This is a genomic window from Sinorhizobium terangae (genome assembly GCF_029714365.1).
Taxonomy (GTDB): Bacteria; Pseudomonadota; Alphaproteobacteria; order Rhizobiales; family Rhizobiaceae; genus Sinorhizobium; species Sinorhizobium terangae.
The window spans coordinates 1464568-1482168 of sequence record NZ_CP121659.1; the positions used below are offsets into that span (position 1 = coordinate 1464568).

Genomic DNA, 17601 nt, shown 5'->3' on the forward strand with positions numbered 1-17601 from the left:
AAACCACGCGCAATATGCCCTGCCCGGCCGGATTTGGCCTGATAGACGAATATTTGAAGTTGCAGACAATTTTAGCGAACGACTTGCCGGTCCCGCAAGGAATGTCCCGATATGACCCGTGCGATTTCACATGTGAGACGTTGCACATGACGGATTTGAGAAATGCGGCCCTCAGCAAGGCGAAGAAGGCGGTTCGGAGCCCCCAGCAGCAGATCTCCTATCGCTTGTTCAAGATGGCCGACGAGGTCGAGGGCGGCAAGGATTCGAGCGCCCGTCGGGTTGGTAACGCCGTCCCTCCCGTCATCGGACAAGTGATCCGGCTTGCGGCGAGGTCCGCGCTCACGGGGAAGGACTTCGACTACTCGATCGTGCTGCGAGAGGCGGCCTCTTCAGAAGATCTTGGTCTTCGTCTCCATGTCGAGGCACCCACGATCGTCCCCAGCCTTCCATCGAAAGAGCTGTCACCGGCTTAAACATACGGTCGACGGGAACATCCTCAATGATCGACATGCAGCTTATCTTCCGAGTGCTAGGCCCGGACGCGCTCACGCACCTTCACGTGAAATACGATGGCGCGGAGAACAGCGAGGTCGGCAGACGCTACGAGTTGAGCGTCGTCGCATTCGAAATTCTAGTTCGCGCTCTCGCCTGTCGCCCGGAGGGTGTGCGTCGTGGCAACCCTGATGAGGTCCACGTTCGACAGGGTGCCAGAATCTTCGTCGACGACGTCGTTATTGAGCGTCCGCGGATCGAACGATACATTCAGGTGAAGCATGTCAACGACCTGCGGTGGTCGTATCGCGGCTTGGCCAAAGACTTCACGTATATGAGGCTGCTATCGCACCATCACCATGTGAAGATTTCCGCCGTCCTTGTAACGGCTGGAAAGGATCAAGCCGACAAGCTGCTCAAGACCCGTCACGACTACGGGATATCGAACGCCAGGGTGCGGCATAGGGACGACCACGAGAACCTCCCGCGGTTGTTTTCCTATCTCCATCGTCTCTCAAATATCTACGTGGATGCGGCGGGCATCTCCGCAATCATTCGGTACGTCGAAAGCGTTTGGTTCTTTGAACTCCATCGCCACGCGACCCTTTCGGCCATTATGCTCGCAGCTCACGAACGCTCGCGAGGAGTCGTCAGGTCGCTCCGGATCACAGATCCCGAGATCACGGCGCTCCTCGACCACGTAAACGCCCTGGACGACGGATTGCGCGTCGCGGCCGACGGTTCTACGCTTATCGTGCAGTGGGTTGATGGCCAAAAGAGATTCGCAGGCAAGGAGTACCCTTTCGAATGGGAAGATCTACGGCAAGCGTTCGCTACGAGGTATCCGACGAGCGCGAAGGATTTCTGGAGAATCTGCACCAGCGTCTGATGGACTTGGTTCTCGGTCAGCGCGGGTCGGCTGACGCGGACGCGGCTAAGACCACGCTGAAACGAGTGGCGATTGGGCTGGCCAGATCAATCGCGGCTCGGAGATTTGTCGGCAAGAAGATACTGATCATCGGTTGCGGAAGCGACTTCGACGAGTGCTGCCTTCCGATTGTCGGCTCACTGCGGCGGCAGAAGATCGAGGTCCACACAAGGTGTTACTGGGTCGATTTCGACGCGGCAGCCGACGTGCTTGGGGATGACATCGCCCTCGTGTCGCAGGAATACTCTGACGGAGAAGGTCAATACGATCTGGCCGTCGTGCTTACAGCGATCCCTAGTCCAGTCTTTCTCGACGCCATTCTTCAGCGCCTGATGGAACTTGACCGGCCGGGCCAAATCGAGGTGGCGCCATTCTTCATCGCCGATGCTGCCCGTACTGCAATCACGTCGCGTTACACGGGCGTGGCACTTGCCAACGATCAGGGGCAGCCACTGGTAGATGGCCGACAGGCGACGTCGTTCCATGCGGCTCTCTCCGATTTGCTAGCCAGACCGAGGCGCTACTTCCGGCATATGCCGGAATCCATTGATGCCGTGCTGACCGGGCGCGACTTCGAGCCTGACAGCGCGTTCACAATCTGATGACCCTCGTCATTACGACGCGGCCCGGCCCACGACCTCCGCCAAAGTCGGCGGCGGGTCCGCGAGGATGACCAGAGGGTCGGAAAAAGAGATCAAGCACACCTCTCCCTCTCCAATGTCGATGAGACGCGGCCGCCCGGACAGCACGTCCACCGACATCGTAGTAAACCTCGCCTCGCCGTTCGGATCCCCGACCTGCCTCGTCCATCTGGAGCGCAATCGCTACAGCGTGCCAGCCTCCGTCGCCAATCGTCGGGTCAGTCTCCGGGTCTATCCGGATCGCGTTGTAATCGCTGCGGCAGGCCAGATCATCAGATCATCTGCGAGCATCGCCGCATCATCGACCGCGCCGCATCGACCTTGAGGAGTTGCGACAGGATCGGAATGGCGGCTTCGAAGGCAGGCGATCCCTGTTTGGTCAGTTCGCCGACGGCCTGGGCCATTCGTGCATCTTGAGGCGCTCCTCAGCATGATGACGATTGCACCGCTGGCTGGCTTATGAGGCATGGCGTACCTCCGCGGTGTTTCTCAAGGCGTCGTATCGCTCGACCCATGAATGACTAGCAACGAAAGGATGCCTCCATCCCGCGTTGAACCCGGATGATGAGCGTCACGCACGTTCCGGCACCGGACACGAGAAGACTCCGGGAACCAGCGACGTTAGAAGGGATTAACGAACATGGCTGGCTCCGGAACCGGTCAGGCTTGCGCGCTTGTCGTTTGAACGTCCTCCCTAAATTCGGAGAGCTCGGTGATAGCTCCGCGAATTTTGAACTTTGCGATGTCTGCCAGACTCTGGAACACTGCAGTGCTATCTCTGTCATGCAGGCCGGCTGCTGCCATGAAAATGGCCCGACAGAAATCCTCCGCCTCGCTGAGCCGGTCACGAATATCGATGAGATTGCTCCGCGACATGCCCGCAGTGGCTATGGGATCAAGCTTGTCTGACATGAGGTTTCCTCCTCTTAATTTTAGAGCTAGGTAACAATGGAGAGCACGTTTCGCATCATCTGGTTCGTGCCCTAATCCCATTGGAACGCCGCATGCACGACACATTCGTCCTTGGCGCAACCAGGCATCGAAGCCAAAGCAGCCTATTTGTGCTTCTTCCGCCAAGGGTTCCACTCTATCCCCAAAGCTTTGGTAAACAGCTTCATTATAACGCCGTCGTCCTTCCTGAAGGCCGCCTTGCTGAGGTAGGTTGATGGCTGAAAGTCCCGGAATTGCCATGAACGCATCATCGATCCAGTTTCTGGTTCGATCAGTCCATTTTGTGGGTTATTCCGTTGCCGGTGTCGGAGACGCAGGCCGATCGCCCCTGCCGTTTCTGGATCTGATGTTGCGGCATGCGCATTCGTCGGGATCGCCCGGCCGTCTTGAAGGTTTCTCAGCGAGCAGCGTGGAAGTCCCCGCGCTATGGCAACTGCTATGCAGATAGTGGCTGCCATCGTTGATCATCGGTTCGGCGTTGGTGCCTTTTGCTACCTGATTGCGGAAAGTCCTAGGACCTGCATTAGGCCGAAAAGTTCTCGTGGTGACAGCAGATCACCCGCATTAGGCGGTTCGGCTAATGCGTGGCCGCGCCCTTGTCTTTGTTGTCCGACAGCGTGGGGCGGACGTCGACGACGCCAGTCTCGAACAATCGCGACCTCTCAGCGGCTTTATGAGCAAGGCTCTGCCATGCTTCACGTGCCGTGTGCGCCGCCTCGAGTAAGACCTGATCGGCACCGGCATTCTCCATTTCGGCAAGCAAGGTCCCGAGCCTGCCGATGCAGTCGTCGATGTGACCTCGAAGTCGCGAGACCTGGTCGAGGGTAACTGCTGGATGCGCCAGCAGCCGCGGCACGAGTGCCGCCGCGCGCCTTGCGAGGTCCCCCTCGCCCAATAGTGCGTCCTGCCACTCGTAAGTCATTATGGCCGGTCCTCGTCCCGTGATGAAACATCACCGCTTGGGACACCCTAGTCAAGAGGAACCCGGCATGGCCAGAGTGCGGGCATGGCATGTGGAACGAAGACGGCGGCGCTATTACTCTGGAGCGGAGACGAGATAGAGGCAGTCCTGAGAACCCACCGAATTACCGATGCCCTGAAGATAAAATACGCGCGTCTCTTGCGGGATGGCGTGTCAGACTTCGACTTCAGAGGAGATCTGCTTCCATGATCCATTACATAGTCGTCGAGGGCGAGAGCGATGCCAAGCACATCCGGGCCATTGTTCCTGATGATCTCGTTGACAAAGTGGTAATAGTTCCGGCTGGGAAGAGAAATTCTGCGATACCGCTTGCCAAATCAATAGCTTTGGCAAAGCAGGCTCCAGTTGCCTTGATCATGGATGCGGGAACCGAGGACGACGATTTGGTTCGCGATCAGGAGTTGGGATTCGAGGATTTCGTGGCGATGCTTCCGATTTCGAGCCCTTTGAGGCTTTTCCTAGGCGTTCCCACCATTGTCGCTTCCCTTGACGATGTCGATTGGGAATCAGAAATCGTTGCATTTCTCAGAGACGACGGTACCGCGCCGCGCCCAACCTTCGCCTACCGGCCGTAGAGACGAAATCCATCGAGAGATCGCGTGGAACTTTGCTTTTAAGTTGCGTGACTATTTTTGGGATTTAGCCCTCGCGGATATCACGGACCTACGGGACGATTCGACCTGTCCGGGGTCGCGAGCGTCGGCAAGGTCCACGTGAAGCGGCCGTCGCCGCACTCCCTGGAACGTGTCCAAGGACTCACCGATGCAAGTTTCCCCAGGCAGATGTGACGCTGGGTACATAGAGGCTGGCTTGCCTGATGGAGGACACGAACGACCACAAGAATGAGCAATGAAACAGCGGTTACGTGAGGGGTCCTCTCATCGCAATTCCCGTTCACGCCATGGCGTCTTCCGGGACTTTGAATTTCGACAGCGAAGAGGCGACTCGCCCCGTGCTCAAGGCGCTTCTTGCGATGACTATTGCTGGCCCTGCTTCAAATTAAAAGCGGGGCTTGATCGCTCGCTGCCCGACATCTTCTCAAAGGTTGTCGGAGTGACGTGCATTTTGAAGCTCACCTCCGCGCTCAGGCGTGAGAACTCGCTTGCCTCTCGGTTTTGATTTCTCGCACGTGCAGCGTGTAGAGGCCATCCACCTACAAGTGCATAGTTCTGCTCTGTCGGCAAAGTGCCCGGTCGGTACAGTGGCCGGGCGGCTGCTTTTAGCAGCTCCAGACCACGGCCGGCACCCTGCTCCAGACCGCATCCGGCACGTCGCTTTCCGCCACGAACTCGCAAGTGTTGTACAGGCCACCGTCGACGGGCGTGACCTCGTGCAGCGCCCCATTCAAATCGACGATCGAATGAGGGATGTAATAGTTTGGTCCCGCAAGCCATCCGCGAACGACCTGACCGCCACGCACTTTGGCGAACTTCTCTGCGTTCGAATGGCAATCGTTCGATCGTAACCCTAGTTGCGCAATCTCTTCGACCGAGACCTTTTCGTTGAGGCCACGCGCTTTCCCGGCCTTGATCGCCGCCGCTATTGCTCGCGCCGTGTGCTGTTCACACTTCATCCTCGAAGCTTGGAGCCTCCATAAACTGCAGCGGAACGGTGAAGATCGCTCTTCTTCGTCCCTTGGGTTCGATTCCCAACAATTTCGCTCGCCTCGAGCGCGCTGAACGCCGGCGTCTTCGCGACGCTGGCGTGATCTCTTACTTCGATCCTTCGGCGCCGCTATGACATGCTCTGGCGGCGCCAGGCCCTGACGGCGTTGGCCGTGTCGGATTTCGGCTCGGTCTCGCACCATCGATCCCAAAACGCCACCGTGTGGCTGTCGGGCTTCTTGGACGGCTCCGAAATCCGGATGCGGGTCGGCAAAAGGCTGGCATCGCCGACCACGAGCGCCTCACCCACGTCGAGGACCGGCAGCAGTTCGCCAAAGCTTCCGAGCGAGTCGGGGAGCAATCGCTTGATCACGCTCTGATCGTCTCCGTTCGTAAGACGCATGGCGATCACGTTGTTGCATTGGCTGAGCACCGTCCGGTTGACCTCCGAGGGCCTCTGACTGATGACCATCAGCCCGATCCCGTACTTTCGCCCCTCCTTGGCGATGCGTTCGAAAATCTCCACCGCAACCGCGTCTCCGCTGTCCGCCTGCGTCCGTTCGGGGATGTAGAGATGCGCTTCGTCGCACAGGATGGCGATCGGGTGGCGCATCTTGGATTCCGTCCACAGGCTCGTCGTGAAGATGATCTGCGCCAGCAGGCTGACCATCAGCGGCAGCACGTCGGAAGGCACTTCGGAGAAGTCGATGATCTTGACGCCGCCTTTGGCTTGCTGTGCACCCCGGCCGGCCACCAGACGGTGCACCATCGTCGCCAGCCAGTCCATCTGCATGCATTCATTCGGAGGCTGAAACAAGAACGCCAGCCGACGGTCGCTGCGCTTGGCCTCGAGGCGGGCGATCAGGCGGCTGAGCTTGCCATGGAAGTCACCCTGCTTCTCCCGGCCGGAGCTTCCGGTGACCATCTCGCCGTTAAGCTCCTCCAGCGTCTTGAGCACCGAGTCCAGGTTGAACGGAACCGGACTGTCGATCGTGAAGTTGTCGAGAAGCTCCTTGTGCTCGGGGTTGTTGAGCGTCGCCTTCTTCGCCTCGGTGATCGTGCGCGTGATCACCATGGACTGGTTCGGCGCGTTCTGGTCGCTGCGATCGACGAACATCGAGACGAGGGCCTCGTATCCGAGCAGCCAGTACGGAAGGTGCAGCACGCCGTCGTCGAGCGCCCGCCCCTTTTCGATGTCGCCCGGTCCGGCGATCCGGAAGTGCTGGAATGCCTCGCCTTCGAGTGGCGCGTACTCGCCATGGATGTCGAAGAGCACTGCATTGGCCTGCGGCAGCGCGGCGATCTGATCCAGCAGCCGCGCCGTCGTCCAGGACTTCCCGGAGCCGGTGCTGCCAACGACGACCGCGTGCCTTTGGAACAGCTTGTTGCCGTTCAGGTATGCGACGGCCTCGTCGTCCAGCGCGAACGTCCCCAGCGACAGCTTCGGCCCGTCCATTTCGACGTTCGACACGACCTGCATGAATCTCGTGAGACGGTCCCCTTCGAGCGAGAAGCAGTTCGCCTCGATCTCCGGAACGGTCTCCAGGGTGCGTCGAAACACGTTCGGCGCCAGGCCGACCTTGTCGATCAGCGTCCCGATAAGGGTTATCCTCACCAGGTTGTTTTCGTCCGGTTCGCTTTCCACGCCCGGTTCGATCTCGGTGTCGGCCGCTCGCTGGTCGGGCTTTCGCGTGATCTTCACCACGATTCCGATGAGATGTTGCCCCGCCCGGCTGCTCTGCAGCACGACGAGGCGGTTCACCTGCAGGCGCTTGAGCCGGTCAAGATCCTCGACACGGACGATGACGGCGGTCGTGTCGACCGAAACGACGGACCCGAGTGCCTCGGCGTCGTCGAACTTGAAGATCCCCAATGTAGTCCCCCTAGAATATCAGCTTGTTGAATCCATTCATCGACCAGAGGACGGGCGCGTCCACAGCCACTCCATCCGGGAATTCCGCTGTAAAGACTCGGCTGCCCTCGTTGGCCTGTTCGATGCCGAGATAGTTGCTGCCGGCCTTCGACCGCAGGAAGCTTTTCGCCTCCTCTGTCAGCTCCTGCGCCAGCACCACGATCGGAACGTTCTTTTCCCGGCATCGCTCGATGATCTTCGGGTGGATGTGCTTGTCGCGGAAGCCGAACCCAATGCAGAGGAAAGCCGCGGCGCGCTTGAGAGCGGTGTCGGCGCCGTTGATCGTCGTACGGAACGGATCTTCCGAAGTCTTCTCGTACTTGTTGAGCCCCGGCGTCACGATCAGTGGAGTGACCCCGCTGTCCGGAAGGGTGAATACCGGGAGTCCAATGACGCGCTCGTCGGCCGTCTGGAACCAGTCCAGCGAGCCGTGCACCTTCCAGATCTTTACGACACGCGCCTCCTTGTGGCCGCTTCGAAAGGTGATCTTTTCCCCCGCGTCCCATTTCTGGAGATAGCCGGGCGCGAATCCCGTCTGAAACAACAGGCCCGCGGAGTTGCAGGCGTATTCGACCACCCGGTCGTAGTTCGTCGTAACGACGTCGACCGAGTTGACGCTGCTATGAAACAGGGCTTCCAGCAGCTCGCCCAACGGATATGCGAAAGGATCCGCATAGAGCCTGCGATAGAGGGCTGAGTCCTTCTCGTTGACGCAGTTCCAGGTCGAGCCGACGATCCTGTGAAGGAGGCTGGCAGGAAGATTCAAACCGTCCAACGCCGCTTCCAGGTGCGCTCCGCGGCCCAGCGCCTGCGAGACCAGCGACCACTTCTCCTCCTCGTCCGGGCCCTCCGGATGCACCGACTCATTCAGGTATCGGCTCAGGGCCCTCATGCCGGGCAGCCCGTGCGGCATCGACGCGCCGCTGCCCAAGACGACGGTCGGGATGCTGGCAAAGCAGCGTTGAGCCGCCTTCGCGATAGTCTCTATGTCCATCGGTGTTCCGCGTGCGTGAGGAAGAGCCGCACAGGTACGCTGTTTAACTAGAAGTTGTCTATCTAAATCTCTGATGATGGCAAATCCTCTGATGATCAACTGCCAGATGTCGCTGACGCCCGTCAGGACAAGTCCCTCGGAAGGGAATGCAATGATCATCGCCCCGGCGGGCTTGCCCTAGATGGATCTCGCCGACGAAGCGGGCTCTTGCGGTGATCGCGTCCGGAAATTGTCGCCCGGCCTGCCTCGCAACATTTACAGTCCGCTTAGCCGACCACGAGAACGACCGGATGCCGCCTTCAGGACTCGTCGGTGGATTCCGCACTCGTGCTGGCTGTGAAGACGGTCGCACCTATTAGGGCGGTCATGGCCGCCGGACGTCGGGCTGTCGCCGTCTCGTCCGAAGGGACGAGACGGCGAATCCTTGAGTTGCCCTGTATTTTACATTTCAGGTTACCGCCGACGAAAGGTCCGTCCGCTATGAGACACCTGAAAGGAAACGGCTCATGGCGGACATGGACATCAAAACGCAGGCGCTTTCCGACGCCAGCGCCGTCCAAAGCTTCAGGAACAGGTGACGGAGCGAGTCCTGCAGATTGCCGCCGAATTTTAGAAGCTGATGGAGATCGTGCCGGCGGCCGACGAGAAGGCCTCCCTCAAGGCGATTAGGCTGATCGGCTCCGTGTCAGCAGAAGAACGTGTTTGCCCAAAGGAACCAGCATTTAGGAGTATTGCAGTGAACGTAGTCGTGAGACCAGATCCGATGGATCGGTTTGTAAGAATTTCCATCGACGGCATCCTTGTGGATGTTGTCAACCAGCATCAAGGGATCGAATTCGAGGTGTATGCGTCGGACGGAACGTTTATCGGTCAAGGACGCACCGGTGCGCTAGACAACGTGCTGGCGGCCTTGCGAGTGTACAGTGGCAAGAAGGCTCTTCGCGAGAAAGCAGATAAAGACGACGTCATAAAACGCGTTGCGGACAGAATCGCCGATCAGTATGCCGCGGGCCAAGCAAGGGATTTTGCTATCCGGCTGAAGACAGACGGATTTGAAATCGCGGACATTCCGGACGACGCTGATGATCCTGATCCTGAGACACTTGACTGGAGAGACGAGGACGATCCGGATTTTCCCGTTCAACCTTTGTCGCCTTCGCTCTTCTAGGCGTTCGCTTCGTGGTACCGCATCCGAAACGACTCCACCTGCTTCCGCTGCCCCGCCGACCCTCCAGTCTGCAAAAGCACGTCGGCCCTGTCGAGCCAGAACTGGATAAATTCGGCGTCGCCAGCCCTCTCCCCACGGGAGAGACAGCGGAGGCAGGCCGCGAGTAGATCGGAGTCGGGTCGTACGGTGGACATGGATCACTCCTTTTTGAAAAGCTTGAATGGAGGAATTCACCGGCGCAACGAGATGCGGTGTGGTAGCCCACCGTTCGTCATCTCAGATCAAGGTGCCTCTCGATGCTTCTGGGGACATCGCGCGGCGGTCGCCCTTGGCGCCGCTATGGCTACGGAACGTCTAGGGGCGCCGTTAATCGGTCTGCCGAGGACTTCCAGCAGGCCCAAGTTTCCGTGGCTCGCGGACATCCTCAACGCACCGGTGGACCACGTCCGGCCGCGACCGTCAGCCTGCCGCCGCCGCGCGGGGGGGCGATCGCCTTCAAGTCGGTCAGCTTCCGCCGCGCGCACAACGGCCCCGACGTGTTGAAGGAAGTGACGCTGGCGGCTTGGCGAAGGGAAATCGGTCCGAGGCACCGGAGCAGCGCGAGACTCCGTGAGAGCGCCAGGAAGAGGCGCGAGCGCCATTCGCATCAGTCGCCTTCTTGTACGGCTGCAGCCCTCCGCAACCGAATCGCCGGGACGCCGCGCTTCTTCAACGATCCGCCATTTGCCTTCCAGCGACCAAATTCGTAGACCGCGCTTCGCTGCATCACTCATCCCCGACACCACGCCTACGCAGGAAAATTGTATGATCATGCAATTGCGCGATTTGTCTTGGTCGCGTTTGATGTCGACATGGACACCAAACTCGCAGACTTGAAACTCAAGCCATCGCTCCTCGCCGAGCTGAACCAGCTCGGATACGAGGTGGTCGGAGACATGCGGCATCTTTCCTCAGCAGAGATGCTACGGATACCCGGAATGGGCGGACGGGACTGGCGCGTGATTGCCAAAGCTATGGGCATAGATTGGAATCCCTGGCGCAAAAAGCGTAGATAGCTGCTCTTCGAAGCTCGTCTTCATGAACGCTTTCTCCGGCGCTGAACGTCTCGCTGCCGAACTCTTAGAAGACGCGGCGTCGCCGTTGCCGGCAGCACAAGTGTGTCGTTCTGCTAGCGTCTGGCAGTTACCTTTTGTCAGCGAGTTTCCGGTATGTTCGTCAGCAAACATAATCGCATGAAGAGTTCGGCTTCGTGAGTAGTTGGGAAGAAACGCGCCGACGGGTTCTTGAGCGAGACGGCTTCAAGTGCGTTTCGTGCTGCACCAGTCTGAGGTCGCACGACGCCGACGTCCATCATCTTCTTCCGAAATCCATGGGCGGCTCCGACGAGCTCTCGAACCTCGTCGCACTCTGCGACGGCTGCCACGCTGCGCATCACCCTAACCTCGCCGGAGGTTTGGCACGCCGGGTGATCGAACGCTGGGCGATGCGTCTCGCCCGATGGCTGGATAGCGAGGCGCAGGCGCTCGAGACCAACATGAATTTCGGCCCCGTTCTTCGACTGTTCGGGGCCTCGCATTTTCGAGGAGGACAGCTTCCGATCGTCCTTGCGGCGCTCTCCGGGAAATCGGTCCTGGTCGTCAGCCCAACCGGATCCGGGAAGTCGCTGTGCTTCCAGCTCCCTGCCCTGCTTCGCCACGGTGTCACGATCATCATCAGCCCGCTGAAGACCCTTATGAGCGACCAGGTCTCCGGGCTTTTGCGAAAGAAGATACCGGCCACCTTCATCAACAGCGCACTCGGTCCCAAGGAAAAGGCGATCCGCTACTCCTTGATTGGGAGCAACGCAGTCAAGTTCCTGTACGTCGCTCCAGAGCGCTTTTTCGTGCGGCGACAGGAAGAACGCGACGCACTCGCGCGCAGCAGGCCCGAATACCTCGTCGTAGACGAAGCCCACTGCGTCGATCAATGGGGCCGAGACTTCCGGCCTGAATACGGACGCCTGAGTGAGGTCCGCGCCGGCCTCGGTTCGCCACCAATCCTTGCCTTCACTGCCACTGCCGGGCAGGCCATGCAGAAGCGAATCCTCTCCTCCCTCGGCATCGAGGACGCGACGGTGTTCGTCCGCGGCGTCGATCGTCCCAACATAGCGCTGATCAGATGGAGCGCGCCGCCGGGAGCCCGTCACCATGAAATCGCCAAGCTGCTACGGCTCCCGATATTTGCGAGCCGCAGGGCGATGATCTTCGTACCGACGGCACGGATCGGCCAGGAATTGCAGCGCGACCTTCGCAGCGATGGTCTTGAGATCCCCTTCTATCATTCGAAACTTGGAACCGAGTGGGAGCGCCAGGAACTCCTGAAGCGGTTTCAAGGAGAGAGCCGTCCGCTCGTCAACCACATCATCTGCACGAACGCCTTCGGCATGGGGCTGGATGTTCCGGACGTCCGTCTGGTGATCCACTGGCAGCAGCCCACGTCGGTCGAGGACTATCTACAGGAGTTCGGCAGAGCCGGTCGCGATGGCAGGCAGTCCGCCGCGGTTACGTTCACCGAGCCCGGCCGCGGCGCCGGCCGAGACGTCGGGCTTCTTCGGTTTATGGCCGAAAAGACCGCGAGCAGCTCGGGCCTGGATGAGATCACTAAGCGGGGGATGCTGCTGCAGCGGTTTTCTCAGATCGACGATCTCGCGGCCCTGCTCGGCTCAAAGGACTGCTTCCGAAAAGGACTCGTCCAGTATTTCGAAGGGCAGAAAGTGTCTGTTCGCCAAGGACTTGGACGCGCGATTTTGAACTGGATCTTCAGCAATGAGAGCAAGCCGCAGCGCTTCAGATATTGCTGCGACCGGTGCGCGGGTCTCGATCCCCGTCAGGAATCTCTACCGCATCATGTGACGTCGGTCTTCGCTGGGAGAGTGAAGCGGTGACCATCGTCGCTCCCCCGCGATAATGGCGCTCAGGATCGCCGCGGGTCGGAACGACGAGATGTTGATAGGAGGACCCGCTGACGTTGCCGGAAATCCGTGGTATGAGCCGGTGCATGACAAGCTCCGCTGTTGGTACCGCGCCTTTGACTGTACGTCGGTCAATTTTCAACTGTAGGGGAATTCCTGGCGGAATTATTCAACTGCGTCTTCAGGGCCTCCGAGTTGCCATTCTATATTCGGAAGTCGATTTCAGCAGGACCATTTCGCGCGTAATCCGGGACGCACCTCGGCTTTGTGAAATAATCTCCGCTATTCGGCAGCCGGCGACACCTAATCGCGACGTCGGGGGCGTCACTCTGATGCCTTGATGCTAGGTCAATTGACTTAATATCAAGGCGAGCTGTTGCCTCGACAATTTCGTTCCGCCATCGTCTCCACCCCCTTCTCCCGTGGCCGTGCGTTGGTGAACGCCGACACAGGTCGTGTCGAGCATGACGATCTCGCCATCGGAAGCTTCGGAAACAAAAAGCCGACCCGAGACACCGGTCCAGACACCGGCCTTCCCCGAGCGGAAAGTGACCGGCGCAATCTGGGGGAATAGGCTTGGGCGTCTGCCAACGGGAGGGCGACGGACACTCGTGAATTAGCACGTGCAGCCTGAACGGCGACGAGGCGGAAGTCGCCACATGAAGACAGGGATCAGAAGATTGCGCCACACTACCCCCTTCTCACGGGAGGCTCGGCGGTGCGATGAACTGGTAATACGCCCAAAGCAGGATTAGTCCCGCTGTCACCACGAGCCAGGTCAGTGCCTTCCGCTGCTTCAGACTGACCGACCTTGACTCCTGCTTTGGTTTCCGCGGTTTAAATTTTACAATATTACCGTCGTCGCCATCTGGCCCTCCTTTAGTAGGTGATCGACTTCATAAACCTCAAACGCTTTTCTAGTTTTCGCTGTGAGGCCGTGACCGCTACGGTGCAGGTCTTATGCTGCCCCCCGAGTCCTGTCATCCGTCGATGGCGGTACGAATACGAAAGTCACCGCCGTTGAGCCGCACCTCGGGCAACGAACGCGGGCAAGAAACATCGGCAATTAGGATGATTTATACGATTTATGGTTCTACTAGAACGCGCACCTTCAGCTTCCTCGCGCCGCTGAAATATATCCGCACACTCGGTTAAGATGATCTCTGCCACCCTCACAATACCCGTGCGATACGAAATCTCGTCTAATCTGCCAAGGCGAGCTGACGTCTGGAGAAGGGAGCGCGGCCGTGAGTCTGTTCGAACGGAGGGGACACCATATGGAGATTAAATTCTTGACGGCGACTATGGCTAGCAAAGCCGTAGAGCAGTTTATGGACGAGTACGACGAATTCTATTGGGCTGTAGCCTGGGGAACAAAGACGCCACATGCCGACGCGCTATTTGAGAACGTCGAGAAGTTCCGATCCGTGACATTCGGAATTGCATTTAATCAAACGCATCCGGATCTCGTCGATCGGCTGGTGAAGGTTCCCAATGCATACATAGCCTCCGAGTTTATGGGCGGCACCTACCATCCGAAGCTCTATGCTTTCCGCTCTGGAGAAAAGGCGGCGGCGGTCGTGGGCAGCTCCAACTTCACTAACGGCGGCCTGTCGAGCAACCTGGAGGCCGCTGTCGCCATCACCGGTTCCGACGACGATAAAGTCTTTCAAGACATCTTCAACTTCGTGCGGAGGAGCGAAAAATTTGGTCGCCCGGTTACGCCTGACATCGCATTGAAATACCGTGCGAGCTGCAAGCGCGCCAGCAGTCTACCGAAGCCCCCTCGCGATCCGCTTGCGGATATGGACGTGAAGCGGGCAAACGGGCTAACCTCGCCCATAACGTCGTTGAACTGGAACGACTATCTGCGCTCAATTCGCAAGTCCGCCCATCATGATGTCCAACGCAGCCTCGAACTTCTGCGGACAGTTCAGCAGTGGTTTTCATCTGTCGGGTCGTTCTCCGATCTTTCGGATGAGCGGCGCAAGGCGATCGCCGGTGTTCTGGGCGAGTTTCAGAAGACGGACGAACAACTCAATCAGGATTGGGGCTGGTTTGGCTCGATGAGGGGCGCTGGCGAATTCGCAAAGGCTGTCGGGAAAAATACGCTGGCTCTTGCGAAGGCGATCGACAGCATTCCCCGGCACGGCGAGGTCACCACAACTCACTACCAGGAATTCTGCCGGCATTTCGAAAAGGCGTTTGCCAGTTCGACCCGCGTGGGCGGTGTCCCGACTGCCAGTAGGCTCTTGGCTATGAAACGTCCGGATACCTTTCTCTGCGTCAGTAAGCCAAATATCGTGCGGGCCTCGCGGTCCATGGGTTTCGCGAAGACCTCCCTCACTCTCGAAAACTACTGGGAACGCGTTGTTGAAGTCATCCGGGCATGCGACTGGTACAACGCTCCGCGGCCGGCGGACAAGGGCGCAGAAATCTGGGACAGCCGGGCCGCTATGCTCGACGCTGTCTTCTACGAGAACTGAGACGGTCCCGTCTTTTGGTCCGTTGGTCCGCGCGTCTTCCCCGAACGCCGCGACCGCACCGCCTGTCAGTTCTGGCGCTTCGGTGTGCAAAATTGCGCGTTAGAGCCGTGTAGCCGGGCTGCAGCGTTCATGCGCCAACGGACTCACTCGCTCGCGAAGACCAAGGTGTCGCTGCATGGAGTAGCGTAACGGATCGTCAACCGGCAAGAGCCGAAAGGCATTAACTTCCCTCGTCCTGCGTTGGCTCATCAGATGTGCGACAGAGCTCCGCTTGGCTGCGGGCGTTCGCGTCGCTTGAAACGGCGTCCGCGGCCGCGCTCTGTCGTTGATATTTTGTATTTATACCCGGAAAAGTTGGGTCCACTCTATTTCGTGTGGTCGCGTGCTCGTGGTAGATCATGGCAGGGGATTTGATGGGGGACAACCATGATCGACGGGCTGATCGTCGTACTCGAACCGCTTATTGCGTGGCTCGCGTCAAAGTGGCCGGCATTCGGATCGCTCGTGAACAGGATCATGATCGACAGGATCGTTCGTACGACGAGAAGTCGACCGCATCCATGGAGTACCAAGGCAGACTATATATGCTGGTCTGGTCTGACGGATAGAACCTACAGCGCGCGCCATCTGCCCGCGCAGACCGGTTCCGACGATCCGCCCCTCGATATTGCGAAATCGCTCTTTAGCAGGTCGGGTGCTGAACAACGGCAGTGTCCTAAGTCGACGGCGCTGTTTCCGGCATTTGCGCAGTATCTGACCGACGGCTTCATCCGGACGATGGTCTTGAACGACGACGATCTTACTGATCGAAAGCGAACGACTACGAACCACGAGATTGACCTCTGCCCGCTCTATGGCAGGAATGAAAAGCAAACGCTCGCGCTGCGGCTGCGGTCGGAGGCATTCGGGCAACGCGGAAGGCTGAAATGCCAACTGATAGGCGGGGAGGAATATCCTCCTTATCTCCACGATGCCGCAGGCACGCCATGTCCTGAATTCAACGACCTCGACGTTCCGTTGGGAATAGACAAAGTGCCGGAGGAAGCCCGGCGCGCGCTGTTCGCAGTGGGCGGAGACCGCGCGAACGCTACCGTCGCGGTCTCCATGATTAACACATTGTTCCTAAGGGAGCACAATCGGCTGGCAGGCCAGATCGAACGCGCAAACCCCGACTGGGACGACACGCGAGTCTTCGAGGTTGCGCGAAATGTAGTGATCGTCGTGTTCATCAAGATCGTTGTAGAGGAATATATCAACCACATTTCGCCAAGTCGTGTGCGTTTTCTGGCGGACCCGGCCGTCGCGTGGCGCGCTCGGTGGAACAAGCCGAACTGGATCACTGCGGAATTCAGCCTGCTCTACCGGTGGCATTCCCTCGTACCTGACAAGATCCAGTGGGGAGAGGACCTGCGGCCGACCGCTGCGCTTCAGTTCGCCAACGATCTCCTGACCGAGATCGGACTGGCGGAGGCATTCGTCCGGATGAGTGCACAGCCGGCGGCCGAACTTGGGATGGGCAATACCGCAGAGTTTTTGCAAAGCGTCGAGGAGAAAGCAATTCAACAGGCACGCGACAACAAGCTGGCGCGCTATTCCATCTATCGGACTGCCTTCGGCATCAAGCCAGCAAAAGACTGGACCGACGTTTCCAGCAGCCGCGACACAATTGCGCGACTAAAGGCGGCTTATCCACTTGGAGTGGGCTCTCTCGAGTTCTACACAGGGATTTTCGCCGAAGATCGCGTATCCAATTCACCGCTTCCACCGCTTATCTTGCGTATGGTTGCCATTGATGCGTTCTCGCAAGCCCTGACCAACCCTCTGCTTAGCGAACCGATTTGGGGCGACCGCGTCACTCGGTTGAGCGCCTTCACCAAGGAAGGGCTGGCAGCAATTGAAGCAACGGGAAGCCTGCGCGACGTGCTCGTTCGCAACGGTGCCGATCCGGGAGACCGGCACGTCGGCATGACGCGGTTATCATGGAGACGGGCACCTGGGCTTCAAAGGGCGGCTTAGCTTAGAAGCGGCCGGCCACGCCTGCACTCGTGATTGGCCACGGAGAGTTTTTTGGCGAACCCACTCTGCTTCGCGCGGGTCACGGGCAACTCCCTTGGGATCTAATTGCGCTGAAGTCCGCCAGAGACATGATCCCCCTTGCCCGGATCAAGGCGCATAGCGCATAAGTCGTAAATACAAGATTAAGTTGAGGGAAGAGGTCGTGGTTCGAAGTGAGAGCATCGAAGACCTTTCCCCTCGAACGAAAGGCGGCGCTGCAGAATTCGTGAGGTCCATCTTTATAAATACGAACTCGACGAAACGGTCGACGAGAAGGATTCGAGGGTGTTCGCCAAGCTTTTGGAGCGTGATTCCGACGCCGCTGAAAAGATCCGCCCCGCTGTCGAATGCTTCCGTGTGATGCGTACAGATGGGACGAGCGCAAGAATCTCGGTGGGCAAGCTGCTTGCCCGATTATTGAAACGTCGCGCGCGAGCG

14 protein-coding genes and 3 pseudogenes are annotated in these 17601 nt (G+C 58.8%); 10 read left to right on the forward strand and 7 right to left on the reverse strand.

What is annotated here, in order from left to right; genetic code table 11:
- Positions 1–146: 146 nt before the first annotated feature.
- The 4 genes and pseudogenes from QA637_RS06960 to QA637_RS30975 all read left to right on the forward strand — a co-directional run.
- A complete protein-coding gene (locus QA637_RS06960) occupies positions 147–473 on the forward strand; it encodes a hypothetical protein (protein WP_283064430.1) in 327 nt (108 codons plus the stop codon).
- 26 nt (positions 474–499) lie between these two features.
- A complete protein-coding gene (locus QA637_RS06965; protein ID WP_283064432.1) occupies positions 500–1381 on the forward strand; it encodes a hypothetical protein in 882 nt (293 codons plus the stop codon).
- On the forward strand, positions 1381–2022 hold the full coding sequence (locus tag QA637_RS06970) for a hypothetical protein (RefSeq protein ID WP_283064434.1): 642 nt from the start codon (positions 1381–1383) through the stop codon (positions 2020–2022). The genes QA637_RS06965 and QA637_RS06970 overlap by 1 nt, the downstream gene beginning before the upstream one ends.
- 187 nt (positions 2023–2209) lie before the next feature.
- Positions 2210–2373 (forward strand): annotated as a pseudogene (locus QA637_RS30975) (Mu transposase domain-containing protein); the annotation flags it as partial.
- On the opposite strand, the pseudogene QA637_RS06975 reads toward QA637_RS30975, so the two are convergent.
- The 3 genes and pseudogenes from QA637_RS06975 to QA637_RS06985 form a co-directional block, all read right to left on the reverse strand.
- Positions 2355–2529: pseudogene (locus QA637_RS06975) on the reverse strand (ATP-binding protein); the annotation flags it as partial. The pseudogenes QA637_RS30975 and QA637_RS06975 sit on opposite strands and share 19 nt — an antisense overlap.
- Before the next feature lie 192 nt (positions 2530–2721).
- Complete coding sequence (locus QA637_RS06980; RefSeq protein ID WP_283064436.1) at positions 2722–2973, reverse strand: hypothetical protein; 252 nt, start codon at positions 2971–2973, stop codon at positions 2722–2724.
- A gap of 616 nt (positions 2974–3589) precedes the next feature.
- On the reverse strand, positions 3590–3934 hold the full coding sequence (locus QA637_RS06985) for a hypothetical protein (protein ID WP_283064438.1): 345 nt from the start codon (positions 3932–3934) through the stop codon (positions 3590–3592).
- Between the two features lie 245 nt (positions 3935–4179).
- On the opposite strand from QA637_RS06985, the gene QA637_RS06990 reads away from it, so the two are divergent.
- Positions 4180–4569, forward strand: a complete 390-nt coding sequence (locus tag QA637_RS06990; protein WP_283064439.1) for a hypothetical protein — start codon at positions 4180–4182, stop codon at positions 4567–4569.
- Between the two features lie 644 nt (positions 4570–5213).
- Here QA637_RS06990 and QA637_RS06995 read toward each other — a convergent pair.
- From QA637_RS06995 to QA637_RS30980, 4 genes and pseudogenes are all read right to left on the reverse strand, one after another.
- On the reverse strand, positions 5214–5567 hold the full coding sequence (locus tag QA637_RS06995) for a hypothetical protein (RefSeq protein ID WP_283064441.1): 354 nt from the start codon (positions 5565–5567) through the stop codon (positions 5214–5216).
- Positions 5568–5728: 161 nt separating this feature from the next.
- Positions 5729–7471: an ATP-binding protein gene (locus QA637_RS07000; RefSeq protein ID WP_283064443.1), complete on the reverse strand. Its 1743-nt coding sequence runs from the start codon at positions 7469–7471 to the stop codon at positions 5729–5731.
- Positions 7472–7481: 10 nt separating this feature from the next.
- Complete coding sequence (locus tag QA637_RS07005) at positions 7482–8504, reverse strand: SIR2 family protein (protein WP_283064445.1); 1023 nt, start codon at positions 8502–8504, stop codon at positions 7482–7484.
- Positions 8505–8576: 72 nt separating this feature from the next.
- A pseudogene (locus QA637_RS30980) lies at positions 8577–8681 on the reverse strand (ribose ABC transporter permease); the annotation flags it as partial.
- A 442-nt stretch (positions 8682–9123) separates the two neighbouring features.
- On the opposite strand from QA637_RS30980, the gene QA637_RS07010 reads away from it, so the two are divergent.
- The 5 genes from QA637_RS07010 to QA637_RS07035 all read left to right on the forward strand — a co-directional run bounded on the left by QA637_RS07010 (position 9124) and on the right by QA637_RS07035 (position 17124).
- On the forward strand, positions 9124–9672 hold the full coding sequence (locus QA637_RS07010; protein WP_283064447.1) for a hypothetical protein: 549 nt from the start codon (positions 9124–9126) through the stop codon (positions 9670–9672).
- A gap of 851 nt (positions 9673–10523) precedes the next feature.
- Positions 10524–10727, forward strand: coding sequence for a hypothetical protein (locus tag QA637_RS07015; protein WP_283064448.1), 204 nt, complete (start codon positions 10524–10526; stop codon positions 10725–10727).
- Positions 10728–10921: 194 nt separating this feature from the next.
- Positions 10922–12595 (forward strand): RecQ family ATP-dependent DNA helicase, encoded by a 1674-nt coding sequence (locus tag QA637_RS07020; RefSeq protein WP_283064449.1) that lies wholly within the window; start codon positions 10922–10924, stop codon positions 12593–12595.
- 1304 nt (positions 12596–13899) lie between these two features.
- Entirely contained in the window at positions 13900–15108 is a 1209-nt protein-coding gene (locus QA637_RS07030) for a phospholipase D family protein (protein WP_283064451.1), read from the forward strand.
- Between the two features lie 426 nt (positions 15109–15534).
- Complete coding sequence (locus QA637_RS07035) at positions 15535–17124, forward strand: peroxidase family protein (protein ID WP_283064453.1); 1590 nt, start codon at positions 15535–15537, stop codon at positions 17122–17124.
- The last annotated feature ends 477 nt before the right edge of the window (positions 17125–17601 follow it).